This window comes from Arthrobacter senegalensis, assembly GCF_059091765.1.
Window position 1 is genome coordinate 504,206 of the sequence record NZ_JBNHGZ010000001.1, and the last position, 18,933, is coordinate 523,138.

The window sequence follows — 18,933 nt, forward strand, 5'->3', positions numbered from 1 at the left end:
CAAACGGTTCCTAGCCTGCCACGTCGCTGGTGACGCCGAGCAGGCAGTCCTTGAGGTTGCCGGCTTCTTCGGCGTTCAGTTCGAGCACCAGACGCCCGCCGCCGTCGATGGGCACCCGCAGGATGAGGCTTCGCCCCTCCTTGGTCACTTCCATCGGACCGTCACCGGTACGCGGTTTCATCGCAGCCATCTGGGAATTCCCTTCCGCCATGGGGCAGCCCGATCGGTGATCGCCCTGCCCGCCAACCTCACATCGGCGGCCCTTCAGTTGCCCGGCCGCCATGTCCAACCACTACCCATTATCGCGTACATCACAACCGGGTGCTAATTTGCGCGACACGGGGCGCACCGGCGCCGGCCGCCGCTAGGGCGGATAGTCCCCGCCGCCGGGCAGTTCGGCCCAGGACCAGAGCCAGGTCACCCAGACAATCTGCCCGGCCAGGAACATCACTGCCAGGCACGCGCGGTACGCCCGGCTGCGTGATACCAAGGCCGCCGCCAGGGCCAGCGGGAAGAGCGGAAGCAACAGCCGGAAGGTGCTGGTCTGCGGATGCAGAAAGGCAAGCAGGTAGCCCAGGTAGCAGGCGCACCACAGCCTCAGGTCCGCCCCCATCTTCCGGGCAGGCGGGGAGCACAGGACCCCGGCCGCCGCGGCCACCAGCAGCAGCGGGGCGGCCATTCCGCCCAACAGCCCGAAAAGGTTCACGCCCATGTCGAACCACGGCTTGAACAGGATCAGGGCCTCGCCCCGCCAGGCTGTCTCGGTATCGGTGTACGCGGTCATCTCGCCCGTGACCGACCACGCCAGCACCGGCCAGGCGAGGGCCGCGGCACAGCTGACCAGCGCCAGCGCTGCCGCGCGGAGGAATTCCGGGGTCTGCAGCGGATCGGTGCGGCGCTGCCTGATCCGCCACAGCAGGTGAAGGCCGGCGAGCGCCGCGAACGGCACGCCGACCGGCCGGGAGAGGCACATCAGCACGACGACGGGAATCGCCAGCAGGTACTTCCGCCGCACCAGCAGCAGCAGCGCCGCCGCCAGCAGCGCCAAGTTCAGCGATTCGGCGTAGGGCACCTGGAGGATCGGCGAGACCGGAAAGACCGCCACGAAGACCACGGCCCACAGCGCGGTGCCGTGGGGGGCGTAGCGACGGAAAAGTTTGTAGATGAGCAGCACGGCGGCAAAACCGGCGAGGGTCGCAACCAGCGGTGCCAGCAACTGCCACCCCAACCCGGTGGCCGCCGCCAGGATGCGGACGATGCCGGGGAAAAGCGCGTAGAACGCCCACTGGTTCTCGTCGACCCGCCCGTCCTGGCCGCGGGGAATATCGGCGGGATACCCCTCCCGGTAGACCTGCTCGTACCAGGCGCTGTCCCAAATTCCGATGAAGGACAGATAGTCGGGGTGCGGTCCGGTCCACGGATTCGGCCCCTGCTGGCGTGCCACCGCGAGGAAGACCAGCAGCGAATACACCCGGGAAAGGGCGTAAAGCACGCAGACCTGGACCCACCACGGCCACCCGGAGATCCGTCGGCGCCAGAAGGAAAGCTCCGCGTGCACGGCCTCCCGAAGCACGCGCGTGCGCGGAAGGCGGTCCTGCACCCCCGTCATCCTTCCCGCGCCGGGTGGGCACCGCCGTCGGGCTGCGGCTGTTCGTGGCTCAGTTGCCGGATCAGGCGCTCCTTGGCTCCCAGCTCGGCCCGCAGGACGTCCAGCACTTCGTCCACCTGGTCCATCCGGTAGCCCCGCAGGGCGGTGGAAAACCGGACGCTGTCCAGGTCTTCGGCACGGGGGTGTTCAGGCAGCAAAACCGCCGGCAGCCGCGCCTCATGCTCGCTCAGGCCCTGGAGCGCGGCCACGTGCCCGCGCTCCCATCCGGTGCCGTCACTCTCGCCGCCCGCGCCGGCGGCGGCAGCCTTCCTCCGGCCCCGCCAGCCCGACGCGGCGACAGCGGCCGCACCTGCAACGGCGATGGCAAGGAAAACCAGGAATGCGCTCACAGCACCATCGTGCCAGAGAGGACGTCGCGCCGGGTCAAAATCCGGAGCGGGCGGACAGCCCGGAGATGACCTGCTCGACTGCTTCCTCGGCCGTGTCCACCACGCTGACCAGGTCCAGATCGGCCTCCGCGATCATCGCTTCGGCCAGGAGCGTGTTGCGGATCCAGTCGATCAGCGGCGACCAGAATGCCGTGCCCACCAGGACGATCGGGAAGGACGTCACCTTCTTCGTCTGGACCAGCACCATGGCTTCGAACAGCTCGTCGAGCGTGCCAAGCCCGCCGGGGAGCACGATGAACCCCTGCGCGTACTTGACGAACATCGTCTTGCGGGCGAAGAAATACCGGAAGTTGATGCCCAGGTCCACCCAGTTGTTGAGCCCCTGCTCGAACGGCAGTTCGATGCCCAGCCCGACCGAGACGCCGCCGGCCTCGCTGGCGCCCTTGTTGGCCGCCTCCATGGAACCGGGGCCGCCGCCGGTGATGACCGCGAAATTATGCCGGACCAGCAGCTGCCCGATCTCCTCGGCGATGGCGTAGTGCTTGCTTCCCTGCCGGGTGCGGGCCGAACCGAACACGCTGATCGCCGGGCCGAGGTCGGCCAGGGTGCCGAACCCTTCGACGAATTCGCTCTGGATCCGCAGCACGCGCCAAGGATCCGTGTGCGTAAATTCCGCCCGGTCCTTGGTGTCCAGCAGGTACTGGTCGGCCTGCGGGATGTCCGCCTGGCTGCGCCGCAGCTCCACCGGCCCCTTGAAACGGGTTTTCGGTGCGCCCGGAAGTTGCGACGGGAGCGGGATGTCTTGCTGGTTTGTCATTTCCCAAGGCTACAGATCCGGCGGCCATCCGTGGCGGTTTCCGCCGTTTCGGTGGCAATTCGGCCCCCACGCGGTCCGGGGCGCAGGTTGCTCTTAAATCACGATTCCGGCGGTTCGGTCGCGAATGCATTGCTTGAAGGGAATCTTTCGCTAGATTCGTTCCATGACCAGTGACGCATCGCACAGTAAAACGCCGCCTGCTGCTCCTGCGGCGGCAACCCGAGCCACATCCGCCGCGCCGGCGGGTCAGCCGCTGGTGTCCCTGAAGAACGTCAACAAGCACTTCGGATCCCTCCATGTGCTGCAGGACATCAACCTGGAGGTCACCAAGGGCGAAGTGGTGGTCGTGATCGGGCCGTCGGGTTCCGGCAAGTCCACCCTCTGCCGGGCGATCAACCGCCTGGAGACCATCGACGACGGCGAAATCCTGATCGACGGCGAGAAGATGCCGGCCGAGGGCAAGGCCCTGGCCAAGCTGCGGGCCGACGTCGGCATGGTGTTCCAGTCCTTCAACCTTTTTGCCCACAAATCGATCTTGGAGAACGTCACCCTGGGACCGATCAAGGTCAAGGGGATGAAGCAGTCCGAGGCCAAGGAGCTGGCCATGAGCCTGCTCGAGCGCGTCGGCGTGGCCAACCAGTCGCAAAAGCTGCCGGCCCAGCTCTCCGGCGGCCAGCAGCAGCGCGTGGCGATTGCCCGGGCCCTGGCGATGAAACCGAAGGTGATGCTCTTCGACGAGCCCACCTCGGCACTGGATCCGGAAATGATCAACGAAGTGCTCGACACCATGGTGCAGTTGGCCAGCGAAGGCATGACCATGATCGTGGTCACGCACGAGATGGGCTTTGCCCGCAAGGCGGCGGACCGCGTGCTCTTCATGGCCGACGGCCAGATCGTGGAGCAGGCCACCCCGGAAGAATTCTTCACCAACCCGAAGAGCACCCGCGCCAAGGACTTCCTGGGCAAGATCCTCGAACACTGACCCCCACACCTGGCCCTTCACTGACGGAGGGCCGACAACGCAAGGAGAAAACATGCGAAAGACCCGTTATGGAATGGCTGCCATGGCAGCCGGAGCCGCGCTCGTGCTGTCCGCCTGCGGCGGCGGCGGCGGCGGCACAGGCGGCGGAGGCGGCGGCGAGACTGCCGGCGGCGGCGAAGGCGGCGGCGAAGGCATCCGTATCGGCATCAAGTACGACCAGCCGGGCCTGGGCTTTTCCTCCGGCGGCAAGTTCAGCGGCTTCGACGTGGATGTCGCCAAGTACGTGGCCAACGAGCTGGGCTACTCGGAGGACCAGATCGAATTCGTCGAGTCGCCCTCGGCGAACCGCGAAAACATGCTCGCCAACAACCAGGTGGACATGATCTTCGCGACGTACTCCATCACCGACGAGCGCAAGCAGACCGTCGACTTCGCCGGACCGTACTTCGTGGCCGGCCAGGACCTGCTGGTCCGGACCGACGACACCGAAATCACCGGCCCGGATGCGCTTAACGGCAAGAACCTCTGCTCGGTGACCGGCTCCACCTCCGCCCAGCGCATCAAGGACGAGCACGCCGCCGAAGTGAACCTGGTCGAGCGGCCCAGCTACGCAGAGTGCGTGACCGCCATGCAGGGCGGCCAGATCGACGCGGTGACCACCGACGACATCATCCTGGCCGGACTCGCGGCGCAGCCGAACAACGCCGGCAAGTACAAGGTGGTCGGCAACCCGTTCTCGGAGGAGAACTACGGCGTCGGCCTGCCGAAGGGCTCGGAACTCTGCGCGGACATCAACGCAGCCATCAACAAGATGGTCGAGGAAGGTGCCTGGGAAGAAGCCCTCAAGAAGAACACCGAGGGTGTGGATTACTCCTACAACAAGGACCTGAACCCGCCGAAGCCGGGCGAAGCCTGCGCCTAGCACCATCCGTTGTGGGGCGGGGCACTCCCGCCCCACAACATGATCTGCCTCTTCCCACCGAAAGGGGATGGACAGTTTGTCCGAGTATTTCCAGAGCTACCTGACGGCGCTGGAGACCTACGACGTCGTCGGAGCCTTGTGGGTCAATATCCAGCTCGCTTTCTGGGCCGCCCTGGGTTCGTTGGTGCTGGGTACTGTCCTGGCCCTGATGCGCATCTCACCGGTGCCCAGCTTCCGCTGGGCCGGCGCGGCGTACGTCAACGTCTTCCGCAACACGCCGCTGACCATCATCATGGTGTTCTGCATTCTGGTGGCGGTCTTCCAGCTCCAGATGAACCTCTCCGGCGATTTCGACTTCAACTTCTTCCTCTGGGCCATCGTCGGGCTGTCCGTCTACCACGCGGCCTTCGTCTGCGAATCCATTCGCAGCGGCGTCAACACCGTGCCGCTGGGACAGGCCGAGGCGGCCCGCGCCATCGGGCTGAGCTTCCTGCCGGCGGCGCGGATGGTCATCCTGCCCCAGGCCTTCCGGGGTGCCGTGGCGCCGCTGGGCAACACCCTGATCGCCCTGACCAAGAACACCACGGTGGCAACGGCGGCGTCGGTCGCCGAATCCGCCGGGCTGATGAAAACCATGATCGAGTTCCGGCCGGATGTCATCATGGCCATTTTCGCGACCTTCGCCATCGGCTTCGTGATCATCGTGCTGCCGATCGGCCTGGTGACCACTTGGCTCTCCAAGAAACTGGCGGTGTCACGATGAACATCAAGCAGAACGTCCTCTTTGATGCGCCCGGCCCGAAGGCCCGTGCGCGGATCATGGTCACCAACATCATCGGCATCCTGCTCTTCCTCGGCGCGGCGATCTTCGTCATCGTCGGACTGAACGACAAGGGCCAGCTGGCACCCGAGCTGTGGACGCCGTTCCTGACCGGCGAGGTCTGGCAGTTCACCATCCTGCCGGGGCTGATCAACACCTTTAAGGCCGCCGCAGTCTCGATCCTCACGTCCGTGGTCTTCGGGCTGCTCTTTGGCGTGGGCAGGCTCGCCTCGAACGGCCCCCTGCGGTGGCTCTGCGGAGTGATCGTCGAACTCTTGCGGGCTGTCCCGGTGTTGCTGATGATGATCTTCTTCTGGCTCCTGTTCGGGCAGCTGAGAATCGGCACCCCGGCAGACATCCCGTTTTACGCCGTCGTGACGGCCCTGACGCTGTACAACGGATCGGTGATCGCGGAACTGGTCCGCTCCGGCGTGTTCGGCCTGCCCAAGGGCCAGCGTGAAGCCGGGATGGCGATTGGCATGACCCGTGCCCAGTCGTTGCGCAGCATCGAACTGCCGCAGGCCCTGGTGGCCATGCTGCCGGCCCTGGTCAGCCAATTCGTGGTGATCCTAAAGGACTCTGCCCTCGGCTACATCATCACGTACTCCGAGTTGCTGCGGTCGATGCAGATTTACGGCTCCGCCGGTCCGATCCTGCAGTCGCTGACGATTGCCGCGCTGCTCTTCATCATCGTCAACTTCGCCTTGTCCTGGGTAGCCAACTGGCTCTCCAAGTTCCTGAGCAGCCGGACCGCGGGCGAGACCGCGCCGCTGACCACGCAGCCGATGGCCGTCAAGGTGTGACCGGCTGCCGCTGACCGCCGACGGGGAAGGGGAGGACGCCTGCGCGTCCTCCCCTTCCCCGTTGCCCGGCGGCCTTGTTGCCCGGCGGCGGCATCCTCCGGCGCCCCCGGACGGTCAGGCCAGCAGCCAGCGGCGCAGCGCCGCCCGGCACTCGCGGACGGCCTCCGCCGGAACGTGTTCGTTGTCGGTGTGCGCCAGCAACGCGTCGCCAGGGCCGAAGTTGACGGCCGGAATGCCCAGCTCGCTGAACCGCGCCACGTCGGTCCAGCCGTACTTCGGCTTTGGCTCCGCCCCCACGGCGACGACGAATTCGGCGGCTGCCGGGTGGTCGAGGCCGGGCCGGGCGCCGGCCGCGGCATCCGTGCAGACCACCGTGAAGCCCTCCAGCAGGTTCCGCACGTACAGTTCGGCGTCCGCGGGCGTCTTATCCGGAGCGAACCGGTAATTGATTTCCACCGTGGTGCTGTCGGGGATGATGTTGCCCGCCGTGCCGCCCTTGATCTTCACCGCGTTCAGGCTCTCGCGGTACTCCAGGCCGTCGACCGTGACAGTGGCCGGTTCATGGTCCCGGAGCCGGACCAGGATGTCTGCCGCGGCGTGGATAGCGTTGACGCCCCGCCACGCGCGCGCGGAATGCGCCGCCTGGCCGACTGTGCTCGCTTCGAACCGGGCCGTGCCGTTGCAGCCGCCTTCCACGGTTCCGTCGGTCGGTTCGAGCAGGATGGCGAAGTCGCCCTGCAGCAACTGGGGGTGGTTGCGCACCAGCCGGCCCAGCCCGCTCATCGCAGCATCCACTTCCTCGTGGTCGTAAAAGACGTAGGTGACATCGCGGTTGGGTGCCGCCAGCTCGGCGGCCAGCGCCAGCTGCACCGCTACCCCGCCCTTCATATCGGTGGCGCCGCGCCCGTACAGCACGTCCCCGTCCCACACCGACGGCACGGTTCCGAGGGAGCCGGGCACGGCGGGCAACGGCACGGTGTCGAGGTGGCCGGCCAGGATGACCCGCTCCGGCCGCCCCAGCTGCGTGCGCGCGACGATGGCGTCGCCGTCGCGCAGCACCTTCAGGTGCGGCAGGGCCCGCAGGGCGGCCTCCACGGCGTCGGCCAGGGCGGTCTCGTTGCCGGACACGCTGTTAACGTCGATCAGCGCCGCGGTCAGCTCGGCGACGTCGGCGGTCAAGTCCAGGGCAATGGTGGAAGTCACTCCCCCAGCTTAGCCAGACGCGCCTGCGGCATCCCGGCGTCACCGGCCCCGGCACGCTCGGTAGACTTGCATCCATGACCGCGAGCACCACCGCCACCGCCACTCCCCGCACCGCCCACGGCACCGGGCTGGCCACCGTCACCGACAGCGGCACCGTCCTCGACGTCTGGTATCCGGCGCCGGCGCTGGGCCCTGCCGGCGCCGCCCGGGACGCGGAGACCGGCCTCGAGGCCGACGCCGCGGACAGCGCCGACGCGGACCGCGGCACCCGTCTTGAGGTCCTCACCCGCAGCATCGACCTGGACGCCGCGCCGGCCGACACCGCCGACGCCTACCTCCGGCTGCATCTGCTCTCCCACCGCCTCGTCACCCCCAATTCGCTGAACATGGACGGCATTTTCGGGCAGCTGCCCAACGTGGTCTGGACCAACTTCGGCCCGTGCGCCGTGGACGGTTTCGAAGCGGTCCGCCGCCGGCTGCGCCGCCGCGGCCAGGTCACCGTCTTCGGCGTGGACAAGTTTCCGCGCATGGTGGACTACGTGATTCCAACCGGCGTGCGGATTGCCGAGGCCGACCGGGTCCGCCTCGGCGCGCACCTGGCCGCCGGCACCACGGTGATGCACGAAGGCTTCGTCAACTTCAACGCCGGCACGCTGGGCACTTCCATGGTGGAGGGCCGCATTTCCGCCGGCGTCATTGTGGCCGACGGGTCCGACGTCGGCGGCGGCGCCTCGATCATGGGCACGCTCTCCGGCGGGGGGAAGGAACGGATCAGCATCGGCGAGCGCGTGCTGCTGGGCGCCAACTCGGGCGTCGGCATCAGCATCGGCGACGACTGCGTGGTCGAGGCCGGCCTCTATGTGACCGCCGGAACCCGGGTCAGCCTGATCGACGTTGCCACCGGGGACCACCGCCAGGTCAAGGCCGTGGAACTCTCCGGCCTGCCCAACCTCCTCTTCCGCCGCAACTCCACCAGCGGCGCAGTGGAAGTCCTGCCGCGCAAGGGCCAGAGCGTGGAGCTCAACGCGGTCCTGCACGCCAACTAGCAGTCCCGGACGGCACCGCCATGTCCCGGCAAGCCCGTGCACGCAGGACACGCAGCCTGCTCAGCCTGATCGTCCTGCTGGCCCTGGTCGGCGGTGCCGCCTACTTCGCCGCCACCTTCATTGACCGTTCCCAAACCCTGGTCCGCGAGCGGTGCACCGCCGTCGTCGGTTCGGACACCTACGAACTGGCACCGGACCAGGCCGCGAACGCCGCGCTCATCTCGGGGATTGCCGTCGGGCGCGGGCTGCCCGCACGCGCCGCGTCGATCGCCCTGGCGACGGCCATCCAGGAGTCGAAGCTGCGCAACATCGATTACGGCGACACGGCCGGTCCCGACTCCCGGGGGCTGTTCCAGCAGCGGCCGTCCCAGGGCTGGGGCACCGAGGAACAAGTGCAGGACCCGGTGTATGCGGCCAACAAGTTCTACGAGGTGCTCGAACAGGTCCCGGGCTACGAGTCCATGCCGGTGACCGACGCGGCCCAGACCGTCCAGCGCAGCGCCTATCCGCTGGCGTACGCGGACCATGAGGCCGAGGCCAAGGCCTTCGCCTCGGCGCTGACCGGGCACTCGCCCGCCGCCCTGAACTGCGTGCTCAAGGATGCCGAGGCAGCCGGCGACCCCGCTGCCGTCCTGGCGCAGCTGGAGGCCGTGCATCCCGGCCTGGACATGGCCGTCGCCGGCCGCGAGGTCCGGGTGGCGGCAGCCGACGAGCGGGGCTGGGCGGTGGCGCAGTGGGCGGTGGCTTCTGCCAAAGGGCTCGACCTTGAGTCGGTGGCCCACGCGGGCCTCAGCTGGCAGCGTGACGACGGCGGCTGGGTCGGCGCCGATACCGACACCGGCTACGTCGTGATCACGGTGGCGCGGGGCCCGGTCGCCTGAACCCCCCGTCGCGGCTAGACGATGAGTTCGACGATCGGCTGAAGGTAACTGCGGAAGGCGCTTTCGTCGTCCAACAGTGTCTGGCACAGCAGCACCCGGTCCGGCTCCACGAACCAGGCACGCGGCTCGCACAGCGGCAGCTCGATGAGCTTCAGCTCGAAGGTGCGCGCGGCGCGGCCGAGCTCCATTTCCCGGTCCTGGACCAGCTCGCGGATCAACCCGTTCGTGCCCTTGGCCTCGCGCTCCTGCGCCAACTTCCCGTACTCGGCCATCCGGGCACGCGCCCAGCTCATCCCGGCGCCGAAGTGGGCCTGCAGCAGCAGCCGCAGCGCGGGGCTGCCGGCGAAGGCGGGAAAGGACGGCGGGGCCAGTTTGGCGGCGTTGCCCGGGCGGTCACGGACCAGGTCCTCCCACCACTTCTCCCATTCGTCCCGCAGCGCCGCCGGGCCGCCGACATGCGCGGTCAGCTGGGTGGGATCGGCGGTGCGGACCGTCGGCAACACCGGCGACACCGCGGGCCGGCCGGCTCCGGCCAGGCCGGCGGCGTCGCGAAGGTAGAGGGCCAGCAGCATATGTCCCGAGGTGTCTGCGGTGATCCGCCACCCCGGCCCGCCCGTCTCGTGCATGCTGTCCGCGTCCTTTCGCTCGGACCGACGACGCAGCTCATCTGCAGTTGCCCCCGCACGCGGGTGCCGCCGGCGGGCATCCCCACTGCCGCCTGTAGCTCAACTCTAGACCTTGCTGTCCAGCCCTTGTACCTGCCCCGCTGCGGGCCGTGGCGGGGTGATCCGGGGTGAGCTACTAAGCTGGTGGGCATGAGAATTCTGGTCACCGGAGGAACCGGCTTCATCGGCTCGCACACCACGCTCGCCCTGCTGGAGGCGGGGCACGACGTGGTGGTGCTCGACAACCTGGCCAATTCCAGCGAGGAGTCGCTGCGCCGCGTCCAGGAGCTGGCCGGCCGGCAGGCACGGTTCCACCAGGCCGACCTGCTGGACGAGGCCGCGCTTAACCGGGTGCTGGAGACAGAGTCCGTGGACGCCGTGATCCACTTTGCCGGCCTGAAGGCCGTCGGCGAGTCCGTTGAAAAACCCCTGCACTACTACCACAACAACGTGGGCGGCACGCTGAACCTGCTCCGCGCGATGGATGCCCACAACGTCCGCACGATCGTGTTCAGTTCCTCGGCCACCGTGTACGGCGCCACCGAGGAGGTGCCGCTGACCGAGAAGCTTCCGCTGGACGCGATTAATCCCTACGGCCGGACCAAGGAACAGATCGAGGACATCCTGTCCGACCTGGGCGACTCCGACCCGCGCTGGCACGTGGCCCTGTTGCGCTACTTCAACCCCGTGGGCGCGCACGAAAGCGGGCGGATCGGCGAAGACCCGACGGGTGTGCCCAACAACCTGCTGCCGTTCGTGGCGCAGGTGGCCGTGGGCCGCCGGGACAAGGTCCGGGTCTTCGGCAGCGACTACCCGACGCCGGACGGTACCGGCGTGCGCGACTACATCCATGTCATGGACCTGGCCGCCGGACACCTGGCGGCCCTGGACTTCATCGCCGGCCGGCCCGGAGTGCGCCGGTGGAACCTGGGCACCGGCAAGGGCTCCTCCGTGCTGGAGGTGCTCGCCGCGTTCGGCAAGGCCGCGGGATTCGACATCCCCTACGAGCTGACCGACCGGCGCCCCGGAGACGCCGCCATCAGCTATGCCGACCCTTCCGCCGCGCTGGCCGAGCTCGGCTGGTCGGCGGTCAAGAACCTCGAGCAGATGTGCGAAGACCACTGGCGCTGGCAGAAGAACAACCCGAACGGCTACGCCGGCTGAAGCAAAACGAACGGCCCCCGGATCGCTCCGGGGGCCGTCGGCGTTATGGCGTGCTCCGCCGTCGTACTAGCGGGCCGGGTACTCGCGCTCCTGCGCGCCCGTGTACAGCTGCCGCGGGCGGCCGATCTTGGTCTGCGGGTCCTTGATCATTTCCCGCCACTGGGCGATCCAGCCGGGCAGGCGCCCGATGGCGAACAGCACCGTGAACATCTTCTCCGGGAAGCCCATGGCCTTGTAGATCAGGCCGGTGTAGAAGTCCACGTTCGGGTACAGCTTGCGCTCGATGAAGTAGTCGTCCGCCAGCGCCTTCTCTTCCAGGCGCATGGCGATATCCAGCAGCTCGTCGTTGCCGCCGAGCTTGCCCAGGATCTCGTGCGCGGTGGCCTTGACCAGGCGGGCGCGCGGATCGTAGTTCTTGTAGACGCGGTGCCCGAAGCCCATCAGGCGCACGCCTTCTTCCTTGTTCTTGACCTTCTCCATGAACTGCTCCGGCTCCTGGCCGCTGGCCTGGATCTGGCGGAGCATGTTCAGCACCGCCTCGTTGGCGCCGCCGTGGAGCGGGCCGAACAGCGCGTTGATGCCGGCCGAGACGGACGCGAACATGTTGGCGTTGGAGCTGCCCACCAGGCGCACGGTGGACGTGGAGCAGTTCTGCTCGTGGTCAGCGTGCAGGATGAGCAGCAGGTCCAGGGCCTTGACCACCGTCGGGTCCAGTTCGTAGGGCTCGGCGGGCAGGCCGAAGCTCAGGCGCAGGAAGTTCTCCACCAGGTTCATGGAGTTGTCCGGGTAGAGCAGTGCCTGGCCGATCGACTTCTTGTGCGCGTAGGCGGCGATCACCGGCAGCTTCGCCATCAGGCGGATGGTGGAGAGCTCCACCTGCTTGTCATCGAACGGGTCCAGCGAGTCCTGGTAGAAGGTGGACAGCGCGCTGACCGCCGAGGAGAGCACCGGCATCGGGTGCGCGTCGCGCGGGAACCCGCCGAAGAAGCCCTTGAGTTCTTCGTGCAGCAGGGTGTGGCGGCGGATCTTGTGGTCGAACTCCTCCAGTTCGGTGGGGGTGGGCAGTTCGCCGTAGATCAGCAGGTAGGACACTTCGAGGAAACTCGAGTGCTCGGCCAACTGCTCGATCGGATAGCCGCGGTAGCGGAGCACACCGGCGTCGCCGTCGATGTAGGTGATGGCCGAGGTGGTCGCCGCCGTGTTCATGAACCCCGGGTCGAAGGTGACCGCGCCGGTCTGCTTCAGCAGTTTGGATACGTCGTAACCGTCGTTGCCTTCGGCGGCCTTGAGCCGTGGGAGTTCGAGTTCGCCGCCATCGAAGTGCAGCTTGGCACCGGTCTGCTCAGTCATTGAGTCCCCTTCAGGAGGTTTAGAAGCTTACGGCACGCCGGGCGCTTGTGGCACTGAGCATGCACATACTCGGGTAAAACGCTACCCGTAGAGTCACGGATATATCTAATCCGCGACATATATTTTTGTTCATATCCACAGTCAGGCGCTGCCGGGCCGGGTCAGGAAAGCCGCTCGACGGCGGCGTCGATCCGTTCGTCGCTGCCGGTCAGCGCCACCCGGATGTGGCCGTTGCCGGCCTCGCCATAGAACACGCCGGGTCCGGTGACGATGCCCAGCTCGGCCAGACGGCCCACGGTGGTCCATGTATCTTCCCCCGCGCTCCCCCACAGGTACAGCCCGGCCTCGGAATGGCGGATCTGCACGCCGAAATTCTCCAGCGCCGGCAACAGCCGCTCGCGCCGGCTCCGGTACAGGTCCTTCTGCTCCTGGACGTGGGCGTCATCGCGCAGGGCGGCGAGCATCGCGGCCTGGACCGGGAACGGCACGATCATGCCGGCATGCTTGCGGCTGTTGATGATGTTCGGCATCAGCGCCGGGTCGCCGGCCAGGAACGCGGCACGGTACCCGGCAAGGTTTGACTGCTTGCTGAGCGAGTATGCGCACAGCAGGCCCTCGTGCGAGCCCTGCGCGACGTACGGGTCCAGCACGCTCGGCACGGCCTGCCCGCCGCGGGCGGTGTCCCAGGCGCCCCAGCCCAGCTCCGCGTAGCATTCGTCGGAAGCGACCACGGCGCCCAGGCCGCGGGCGTCCTCCACCAGGGTGCGCAGCTCTGCCCGGTCCCGGACAATGCCCGTCGGGTTGCCCGGCGAGTTGACCCACACCAGTTTCACCCGGCTCCTGGTCTGCGCATCCAGGTCCGCCAGGTTGTCCGCCGCCACCGGGGTTGCGCCGGCGAGGATGGCGCCGATGTCGTAGGTCGGATACGCCACGACGGGGCGCACCACCACGTCGCCCGCCCCGAGTCCCAGCAAGGTGGGCAGCCAGGCGACCAGCTCCTTGGAACCGACGGTGGGCATGACCGCTTCCGGATCCAGGCCGGGAACGTTGCGACGGCGGCCGAACCAATCCGTGATCGCTTCCCGAAGTTCGGCGGTGCCGTGGGTCGTGGGGTAGCCCGGGGCATCGGCGGCCGCGGCCAGGGCCTCCCGGACGACGGCCGGAGTGGAGTCAACCGGCGTGCCGATGGACAGGTTCACCGCGCCGCCGGGGTGCCCGGCCGCTTTTTGCGCGTAGGGCGCCATGGCGTCCCACGGGTATTCCGGCAGCTGCAGGCCGAAAGGACTCATCGAGTTCAGTCTTGGTTCTGCGGCGGCAGCGCGGCGATCAGCGGGTGGTCCTTGTGGGTGTTGCCCAGCTTGGCGGCACCGCCCGGGGAACCCAGATCGTCGAAGAACTCCACGTTGGCCTTGTAGTAGTCCGCCCACTCCTCGGGGGTGTCATCCTCGTAGTAGATGGCTTCGACCGGGCAGACCGGTTCGCAGGCGCCGCAATCGACACACTCATCCGGGTGGATGTACAGGGACCGTTCGCCTTCGTAGATACAGTCCACCGGGCATTCTTCGATACATGCCTTGTCTTTTACATCCACGCACGGCTGTGCGATTACGTACGTCACGTCCGTCAGCACCTTTCTGAACAGTTCCCACTAGCGTATCCGTTGGGACCATTATCTCCCCAGCCGGGCGCGGCCCGCCTAAGATGGTCACGTGATACCCGCTACCCCCGCCGCGTTCCTGGCCGCAGCAGCACCGGGAACGCGCGTGGTGGTTCGGTACCGGATCGAGGGCGGCTTCACCGACGTGCTCGGCGAACTGCGGGCCGTCGACGCCGACAGCTGCACGGTAGGCACCAGGCGCGGAGACGTCGTCGTCCCGTTGCCGGCCGTGGCCGCGGCCAAGCAGGTGCCGCCCGCCCCGCCGCGACGCCGCCCGCGGGCCGGCGGTCAGCCCTCGTAGCTGTCCGGCAGTTTCCGCAGGGCCCACAGGGGCGAGAACAGCACCGGCGCCGCGGCAAGCGCGGACCCGGCCGCACCGATCCACAGGGTAGGCACCAACCCGATGGTTCCGCCGAGCAGGCCCGCCAGCAGCCCGGAGAGCGGCAACACACCGTACACCGCGAAGCGGATCGACGCGTTCATCCTCCCGAGCAGCCGCGGCGGGCAGACCCGCTGGCGCATCGTCACCTGCATCACGTTGTAGACCAGGGAGCAGAAGGAGACGCCGGCCTCGCCGACGATCAGCAGGAACAGTGCCGAGGCGGAGTCCGGCATCAGCACCGACAACGGCATCGCCGCCAGGAAGACCGCCGAGGCAACGCTGGCCAGCGGAATCAGGGCCCCCTCGCCGGTCAGCTTCGCCAGCCGGGGCGCCGCCACCGCTCCCAGCAGCCCGCCGGCCGCGGCGACCGAGTAGACCAGCCCCAGCGCGGCCGGGCCCAGACCCAGTTCGCGCAGCACCAGGATGGGAAACAGCGTGAAGGCCAGTCCGGCGAAGAAATTTGTCAGGCCCGTGCACGCGGCTATCCGGCTGATCAGCGGGTGCCGGACCACGAAGCCGAGCCCTTCCCGGATTTCCACCGCGAGCGGCCTCCGGCCGTGCCGCGGAGCAGGCATTTCCCGGTCCGAGGTGCGGACCAGGAACAGGGCCGAGAACAGGTAGCCGAGCGTATCCGCCAGGAACAGCAGCGGAGCCGCCATCACCTGCAGCAGGCCGCCGCCCGCGGCGGGTCCGCCCATCCTCGCCAGCTGCGCGGTGCTCTCCAGCTTGGAGTTCGCCGACGACACCTGGTCGCCGCGCACCAGGACCGGGATGTAGCTCTGGTAGGCCACGTCGAAGAACACCGTTGCGCAGCCGATCACGGCCGCCACCGCGTACAGGTGCCACATCTGCAGCACGCCCGCCCACCACAGCAGCGGCACGGACAGCATCGCGGCCGCACGGACCAGGTCGGCCGTGATCATGACCCGCCGTTTGAGCCAGCGGTCCACCCAGGCCCCCGCCGGCAACCCGATCAGCAGAAAGGCGGCGGTGGCGCTGGCATTGAGGACACCCACCTGGAATTCGCTGGCCCCGAGCACGGCCACGGCGAGCACCGGGACGGCCAGCTGGCCGATCTGGGCCCCGACCTGGCTGAGCGCCTGGGCCGACCAGAAGGTGCGGAAGTTCCGGTCCCGCCATAACGACGGCGATGCCCCGCCCGGGTGGGCGGCGCCGGCCGCCGGGGCGGTTCCGGAGGCCCCGGGCGCGGGTAGCTGGGTCACAGGTCACAGTCTCGGGTAGCGATTGGGGAAAGTCAATCATTAGGTGCCCGGTGTCGTATGCTGGAGACATGCCTACGGATCAGGACCTGCAAGCCGCCGGGCGGGCGCTCAGCTCCCCGGTAAGGCTGCGCATTCTCCGGCTCTGCCTCCACCGGTCCCGGACCAATAAAGAGATCGCGGAGCTGCTCGGCCTGAATCCGGCCACCTCGCTGCACCACGTGCGCACACTGCTCAACACCGGCTTCCTGGAGGCCGAGGAACCGCGGAAGGGCAACCGGGGGGCCAAGGAAGTCCCCTACCGCGCCACCCGGATGTCCTGGGGCGCGAAGATGCCGGACGCGGCACCGGTGCTGGTGGAGACCTTCCTGCAGGAAATCGACGGCCTGGCCCCGGACGAGATCGAAACCACGCGGATGGGCATTAAGCTCAACGACGCGCACCGCGAGGAGATGCTGGCGAAGATCCGTGCAATCTTCGAGGAATACGCGATGTTGCCCGCCGACGAGGACGGGACCGCTACCTCAATCTTCATGGCGCACCATCTGGACCAGACGGCGAATTGACGCCCGGCGCGCGGGCGAGGCCCGTCAGGCGCCGGCCCGCCGCGGCTTGAGCGCCCAGGCGCAGGCCAGCAGCGCCGCGATGGTGGCGAAAACCAGCCCGATCATCCAGATCCGGCCCGCCACGGCGATCGGCAGTTCCACCGCCGCCGTGGTTCCCGTGACGATCAGCGGCTCGCCGCCGGGAGCCATCGCCATCAGCCCGACGAGGACGTAGGAGAGGACGCCCGTGAGGCCGGCCATCAGGACGTTGTGCATCTTGAGTCCGGCCCAGACCATCACCGCCAGGGCGAACAGCAGGGCTGCCGCGGCGCCCCACGGATACCCGGACTCCCCGGCATAGAGAATCTGCGAGTGCAGGGCCGTGCCCGCGACCGCCGTCGCCACCGCGCCGAAGACGGCCGTGCCCCACCCGTGGAAGGCGGGACGCCGCCGTCGTGCCGCGCGCCGTTCGGGGCCCTGCCCGGAAACAGCGGAAGGCAACCCGCCGCGGTCTCCGGCGGGTTGCCTCTGCTCTGTCATAGGGTCCAGTTTATGCCCGGGCGCGCGCACGGGCGGCCTTGAGCCGCTCGTTGGCGTCCAGGACCACCTTGCGGATGCGGATCGCCTCCGGGGTGACCTCAACGCACTCGTCCTCGCGGGCGAATTCGAGGGACTCCTCCAGGGTCAGGTTCCGCGGCGGGGTGAGGTTCTCGAAGCTGTCGGAGGAAGCGGCACGCATGTTGGTGAGCTTCTTCTCCTTGGTGATGTTCACGTCCATGTCGTCAGCGCGCGAGTTCTCGCCCACGATCATGCCTTCGTAGACCTCCGAGGTGGGTTGGACGAAGAAGGAGCCGCGTTCCTGCAGGTTGATCATCGCGAAGGGCGTGACCACGCCGGCCCGGTCGGCCACCATCGAACCGTTGGTGCGGTACTCGATCGGTCCGGCCCACGGCTCGTAGCCCTCGGAGATGGACGCGGCGATGCCGGCGCCCCGCGTTTCGGTCATGAACCGGGTGCGGAAACCGATCAGTCCGCGGGCCGGAACAATGAACTCCATCCGGACCCAGCCGGTGCCGTGGTTGGCCATGTTGACCATCCGGCCCTTGCGGGCGGCCAGCAGCTGCGTGACGGCGCCGAGGTACTCCTCGGGCACGTCGATGGTCATGTGCTCCATCGGCTCGTGCACCTTGCCGTCGATGGTCTTGGTGACCACCTGGGGCTTGCCCACGGTCAGCTCGAAGCCCTCGCGGCGCATCTGCTCCACCAGGATGGCCAGTGCCAGCTCGCCGCGGCCCTGGACCTCCCAGGCATCCGGGCGTTCGGTCGGCAGCACCTTCAGCGAGACGTTGCCCACCAGTTCCTTGTCCAGCCGGTCCTTGACCTGGCGGGCGGTGACCTTGGCGCCCTTGACCTTGCCGGCCAGCGGCGAGGTGTTGATGCCGATGGTCATCGAGATGGCCGGGTCGTCCACCTTGATCAGCGGCAGCGGCTGCGGGTTCTCGGCGTCGGTCAGGGTCTCGCCGATGGTGATGTCCTCGATGCCGGCGACGGCGACAATCTCGCCCGGGCCGGCGGATTCGGCCGGCACGCGCGTCAGTCCCTTGGTGGCCAGCAGTTCGGAGATCCGGACGTTCTTCAGCTGGCCGTCCTGGCGGGCCCAGGCCACGGTCTGCCCCTTCTGCAGGGTGCCGTTGTAGATGCGCAGCAGCGCCAGGCGGCCCAGGAACGGGGAGGCGTCAAGGTTGGTCACGTGGGCCTGCAGCACGCCCTCGGGGTCATAGGACGGGGCCGGCACGTGCTCCATGATGGTGGCGAACAGCGGCTCCAGGTCCTCGTCTTCCGGCAGGGTACCGTCGGCGGGCTGGGTCAGCGAGGCCCGGCCGGCCTTGCCGGAGGCGTAGACAACGGGAACGTTGAGGACGGCGTCCAGGTCCAGATCGGGGACTTCGTCGGCAAGGTCCGAGGCCAGGCCCAGCAGCAGGTCCATCGCCTCGGCAACGACGGCGTCGATGCGGGCGTCCGGGCGGTCGGTCTTGTTGACCACCAGGATGACGGGGAGCTTGGCGGCCAGCGCCTTGCGCAGCACAAAACGGGTCTGCGGCAGCGGGCCCTCGGAAGCGTCAACCAGCAGAACCACGCCGTCCACCATGGACAGGCCGCGCTCCACCTCGCCGCCGAAGTCGGCGTGGCCGGGAGTGTCGATCACGCTGATGGTGATGGTCTCGCCCTGGGCGGCCGGACCGGAGTAGAACACGGTGGTGTTCTTGGCCAGGATGGTGATGCCCTTTTCACGTTCCAGTTCCCCGGAGTCCATGACGCGCTCTTCGGTTTCGCCGTGGCTGGAGAAGGCACCGGTGTGCTTCAGCATGGCATCCACGAGGGTGGTCTTCCCGTGGTCGACGTGGGCTACGATCGCGACGTTGCGAAGGTCGCTGCGGACGGCGCTCTGCGTCGATGCGGTGGTTTCAGACATGCGGG

The 18,933-nt window shown here is 68.1% G+C and carries 21 protein-coding genes; 9 read left to right on the forward strand and 12 right to left on the reverse strand.

The window, feature by feature from the left end:
- Positions 1–10 precede the first annotated feature (10 nt).
- The 4 genes from AC5RVG_RS02275 to AC5RVG_RS02290 form a co-directional block, all read right to left on the reverse strand.
- Positions 11–190 (reverse strand): DUF3117 domain-containing protein, encoded by a 180-nt coding sequence (locus AC5RVG_RS02275; RefSeq protein WP_493979326.1) that lies wholly within the window; start codon positions 188–190, stop codon positions 11–13.
- Between the two features lie 174 nt (positions 191–364).
- Positions 365–1,609, reverse strand: a complete 1,245-nt coding sequence (locus AC5RVG_RS02280) for a hypothetical protein (RefSeq protein WP_494012569.1) — start codon at positions 1,607–1,609, stop codon at positions 365–367.
- On the reverse strand, positions 1,606–1,998 hold the full coding sequence (locus AC5RVG_RS02285; protein WP_494012570.1) for a DivIVA domain-containing protein: 393 nt from the start codon (positions 1,996–1,998) through the stop codon (positions 1,606–1,608). The genes AC5RVG_RS02280 and AC5RVG_RS02285 overlap by 4 nt, the downstream gene beginning before the upstream one ends.
- Positions 1,999–2,032: 34 nt before the next feature.
- Complete coding sequence (locus tag AC5RVG_RS02290; protein WP_494000294.1) at positions 2,033–2,815, reverse strand: LOG family protein; 783 nt, start codon at positions 2,813–2,815, stop codon at positions 2,033–2,035.
- 163 nt (positions 2,816–2,978) lie between these two features.
- Here AC5RVG_RS02290 and AC5RVG_RS02295 point away from each other — a divergent pair, with 163 nt between their 5' ends.
- The 4 genes from AC5RVG_RS02295 to AC5RVG_RS02310 all read left to right on the forward strand — a co-directional run bounded on the left by AC5RVG_RS02295 (position 2,979) and on the right by AC5RVG_RS02310 (position 6,342).
- Complete coding sequence (locus AC5RVG_RS02295) at positions 2,979–3,797, forward strand: amino acid ABC transporter ATP-binding protein (protein ID WP_494012571.1); 819 nt, start codon at positions 2,979–2,981, stop codon at positions 3,795–3,797.
- Positions 3,798–3,849: 52 nt separating this feature from the next.
- Entirely contained in the window at positions 3,850–4,719 is an 870-nt protein-coding gene (locus AC5RVG_RS02300) for a glutamate ABC transporter substrate-binding protein (protein ID WP_494012572.1), read from the forward strand.
- Positions 4,720–4,786: 67 nt separating this feature from the next.
- Positions 4,787–5,482, forward strand: a complete 696-nt coding sequence (locus AC5RVG_RS02305) for an amino acid ABC transporter permease (RefSeq protein WP_494000297.1) — start codon at positions 4,787–4,789, stop codon at positions 5,480–5,482.
- Entirely contained in the window at positions 5,479–6,342 is an 864-nt protein-coding gene (locus AC5RVG_RS02310; RefSeq protein WP_494012573.1) for an amino acid ABC transporter permease, read from the forward strand. The genes AC5RVG_RS02305 and AC5RVG_RS02310 overlap by 4 nt, the downstream gene beginning before the upstream one ends.
- A 114-nt stretch (positions 6,343–6,456) precedes the next feature.
- Here AC5RVG_RS02310 and dapE read toward each other — a convergent pair whose 3' ends face one another.
- A complete protein-coding gene (gene dapE / locus AC5RVG_RS02315; RefSeq protein WP_494012574.1) occupies positions 6,457–7,545 on the reverse strand; it encodes a succinyl-diaminopimelate desuccinylase in 1,089 nt (362 codons plus the stop codon).
- Positions 7,546–7,619: 74 nt separating this feature from the next.
- Here dapE and dapD point away from each other — a divergent pair, with 74 nt between their 5' ends.
- Both dapD and AC5RVG_RS02325 read left to right on the forward strand, forming a co-directional pair.
- Positions 7,620–8,591, forward strand: coding sequence for a 2,3,4,5-tetrahydropyridine-2,6-dicarboxylate N-succinyltransferase (gene dapD, locus AC5RVG_RS02320; RefSeq protein WP_494012575.1), 972 nt, complete (start codon positions 7,620–7,622; stop codon positions 8,589–8,591).
- A 20-nt stretch (positions 8,592–8,611) separates the two neighbouring features.
- Positions 8,612–9,472, forward strand: a complete 861-nt coding sequence (locus AC5RVG_RS02325; protein ID WP_494012576.1) for a hypothetical protein — start codon at positions 8,612–8,614, stop codon at positions 9,470–9,472.
- A 14-nt stretch (positions 9,473–9,486) separates the two neighbouring features.
- Here AC5RVG_RS02325 and AC5RVG_RS02330 read toward each other — a convergent pair whose 3' ends face one another.
- Positions 9,487–10,098: a hypothetical protein gene (locus AC5RVG_RS02330; RefSeq protein ID WP_494012577.1), complete on the reverse strand. Its 612-nt coding sequence runs from the start codon at positions 10,096–10,098 to the stop codon at positions 9,487–9,489.
- Between the two features lie 189 nt (positions 10,099–10,287).
- Here AC5RVG_RS02330 and galE point away from each other — a divergent pair, with 189 nt between their 5' ends.
- Positions 10,288–11,301: a UDP-glucose 4-epimerase GalE gene (galE, locus tag AC5RVG_RS02335; protein ID WP_494012578.1), complete on the forward strand. Its 1,014-nt coding sequence runs from the start codon at positions 10,288–10,290 to the stop codon at positions 11,299–11,301.
- Positions 11,302–11,367: 66 nt separating this feature from the next.
- Here galE and AC5RVG_RS02340 read toward each other — a convergent pair whose 3' ends face one another.
- From AC5RVG_RS02340 to fdxA, 3 genes are all read right to left on the reverse strand, one after another.
- Complete coding sequence (locus tag AC5RVG_RS02340; protein ID WP_494000304.1) at positions 11,368–12,651, reverse strand: citrate synthase; 1,284 nt, start codon at positions 12,649–12,651, stop codon at positions 11,368–11,370.
- A gap of 161 nt (positions 12,652–12,812) precedes the next feature.
- On the reverse strand, positions 12,813–13,940 hold the full coding sequence (dapC, locus tag AC5RVG_RS02345; protein ID WP_494012579.1) for a succinyldiaminopimelate transaminase: 1,128 nt from the start codon (positions 13,938–13,940) through the stop codon (positions 12,813–12,815).
- A gap of 5 nt (positions 13,941–13,945) precedes the next feature.
- The gene (fdxA, locus tag AC5RVG_RS02350; protein ID WP_127511272.1) at positions 13,946–14,269 is read right to left on the reverse strand and encodes a ferredoxin; all 324 of its coding nucleotides are present in this window, start codon (positions 14,267–14,269) and stop codon (positions 13,946–13,948) included.
- Positions 14,270–14,360: 91 nt separating this feature from the next.
- Between fdxA and AC5RVG_RS02355 the strand changes: the two genes are divergently transcribed.
- Entirely contained in the window at positions 14,361–14,609 is a 249-nt protein-coding gene (locus tag AC5RVG_RS02355) for a putative acetyltransferase (RefSeq protein ID WP_494012580.1), read from the forward strand.
- Here the strand turns inward: AC5RVG_RS02355 and AC5RVG_RS02360 are convergent.
- Positions 14,597–15,913 carry an MFS transporter gene (locus AC5RVG_RS02360; RefSeq protein WP_494012581.1) on the reverse strand — a complete coding sequence of 439 codons (1,317 nt, stop codon included), beginning with the start codon at positions 15,911–15,913 and terminating at the stop codon, positions 14,597–14,599. The genes AC5RVG_RS02355 and AC5RVG_RS02360 overlap by 13 nt on opposite strands.
- A gap of 68 nt (positions 15,914–15,981) precedes the next feature.
- On the opposite strand from AC5RVG_RS02360, the gene AC5RVG_RS02365 reads away from it, so the two are divergent.
- Complete coding sequence (locus tag AC5RVG_RS02365) at positions 15,982–16,476, forward strand: ArsR/SmtB family transcription factor (RefSeq protein ID WP_494012582.1); 495 nt, start codon at positions 15,982–15,984, stop codon at positions 16,474–16,476.
- Between the two features lie 24 nt (positions 16,477–16,500).
- Here the strand turns inward: AC5RVG_RS02365 and AC5RVG_RS02370 are convergent, their stop codons facing one another.
- Entirely contained in the window at positions 16,501–16,995 is a 495-nt protein-coding gene (locus AC5RVG_RS02370; protein ID WP_494012583.1) for a hypothetical protein, read from the reverse strand.
- A gap of 10 nt (positions 16,996–17,005) precedes the next feature.
- Positions 17,006–18,928: a translational GTPase TypA gene (typA, locus tag AC5RVG_RS02375; protein WP_494012584.1), complete on the reverse strand. Its 1,923-nt coding sequence runs from the start codon at positions 18,926–18,928 to the stop codon at positions 17,006–17,008.
- Positions 18,929–18,933: the final 5 nt, after the last annotated feature.